Annotated in this window: 2 protein-coding genes; both read left to right on the forward strand. The window is 72.8% G+C overall.

Annotated features, from left to right (window positions below):
* Positions 1 to 29: 29 nt before the first annotated feature.
* Positions 30 to 932, forward strand: a complete 903-nt coding sequence (locus ACFTZL_RS44905; RefSeq protein WP_382596426.1) for a ribokinase — start codon at positions 30 to 32, stop codon at positions 930 to 932.
* Positions 929 to 1,318: a D-ribose pyranase gene (rbsD, locus tag ACFTZL_RS44910; protein WP_382596423.1), complete on the forward strand. Its 390-nt coding sequence runs from the start codon at positions 929 to 931 to the stop codon at positions 1,316 to 1,318. Before ACFTZL_RS44905 ends, rbsD begins: the two co-directional genes overlap by 4 nt.
* Positions 1,319 to 1,362 lie beyond the last annotated feature (44 nt).

Raw genomic sequence — 1,362 nt, forward strand, 5'->3', positions numbered from 1 at the left:
GCCATGTCACTCACGTGGGGAGACAACTCATGTACGACTACGACCTCCTGGTCGTGGGGTCGGCCAACGCCGACCTGGTGATCGGTGTCGAGCGCCGGCCCGGTGCCGGCGAGACCGTGCTCGGCTCCGATCTGGCCGTCCACCCGGGCGGCAAGGGCGCCAACCAGGCCGTCGCGGCCGCCCGGCTCGGGGCCCGTACGGCTCTGCTGGCCCGGGTCGGCGACGACGGGCACGGCCGCCTGCTGCTGGAGTCGCAGCGGGAGGCCGGTGTCGACACGGTGGGTGTCCTGGTGGGCGGCGCGCCGACCGGGGTCGCTCTGATCACGGTCGACCCGTCCGGGGACAACAGCATCGTCGTCTCACCGGGCGCCAACGGCCGGCTGGCCCCGGAGGACGTGAACGCCGCCGGGTGCCTCTTCCAGAGCTCCCGGGTGGTGTCGGCACAGCTCGAGATCCCGCTGGAGACGGTAGTGGCCGTCGTACGGAACCTGGCTCCGGACAGCCGTTTCGTACTGAACCCGTCGCCGCCTCGCCCCCTTCCGCCGGAGGTGCTGGCGGCCTGCGACCCGCTGATCGTCAACGAGCACGAGGCGAAGGTGATCCTGGGTTCGGCCGCTGTGGGGGACAGCCCGGAGGACTGGGCCCGGATCCTGCTCGCGAAGGGGCCGCGGTCGGTGGTGGTGACGCTGGGCGCGGAGGGTGCGCTGGTGGCGTCGTCGGAGGGGGTCTCCCGGGTCCCGTCCGTGAAGGTGAGCGCCGTGGACACGACCGGTGCGGGAGACGCGTTCACCGCGGCGCTGGCCACCCGGCTGGGGGCGGGCGAGTCCCTGGCGGAGGCGGCGGAGTACGCGGCCCGGGTCGGGGCGGCGACCGTGACGAAGGAGGGCGCTCAGGCGTCCTTCCCGACGGCGGCGGAGGTCGCTGAGCTGTGAAGAAGGCCGGAATACTGAACCGTCACCTCGCCGGTGCGCTGGCCGGACTGGGCCATGGGGACGGGGTGCTGGTGTGCGACGCGGGCATGCCCATCCCCGACGGCCCCCGGGTGGTGGACCTGGCCTTCCGGGCCGGGGTGCCGGCGTTCGCCGAGGTGCTGGAGGGGCTGCTGGCCGAGCTGGTGGTCGAGGGGGCCACGGCGGCGACGGAGGTGCGGGAAGCGAACCCGGAGGCTTCGGCACTCCTGGAGGGCCGCTTCCCGTCACTGGAGCTTGTGTCGCACGAGCGGCTGAAGGAGCTGTCGGCGGGTGCGCGGCTGATCGTCCGCACGGGCGAGGCACGGCCGTACGCGAACGTGCTGCTGAGATGCGGCGTCTTCTTCTGAGACCGTGTCTGAGGCCGTGTTCTGAGGCCGTGAAGGTTTCGAGG

Origin of the sequence: Streptomyces sp. NPDC056948 (genome assembly GCF_042674225.1) — a bacterium.
In the GTDB taxonomy this organism is placed as follows: Bacteria; Actinomycetota; Actinomycetes; order Streptomycetales; family Streptomycetaceae; genus Streptomyces; species Streptomyces purpurascens.

Bases quoted from the DNA above. Each gene is read 5' to 3' on its own strand.
- ACFTZL_RS44905 (WP_382596426.1), top strand. From the start codon at position 30: ATGTACGACTACGACCTCCTGGTCGTGGGGTCGGCCAACGCCGACCTG.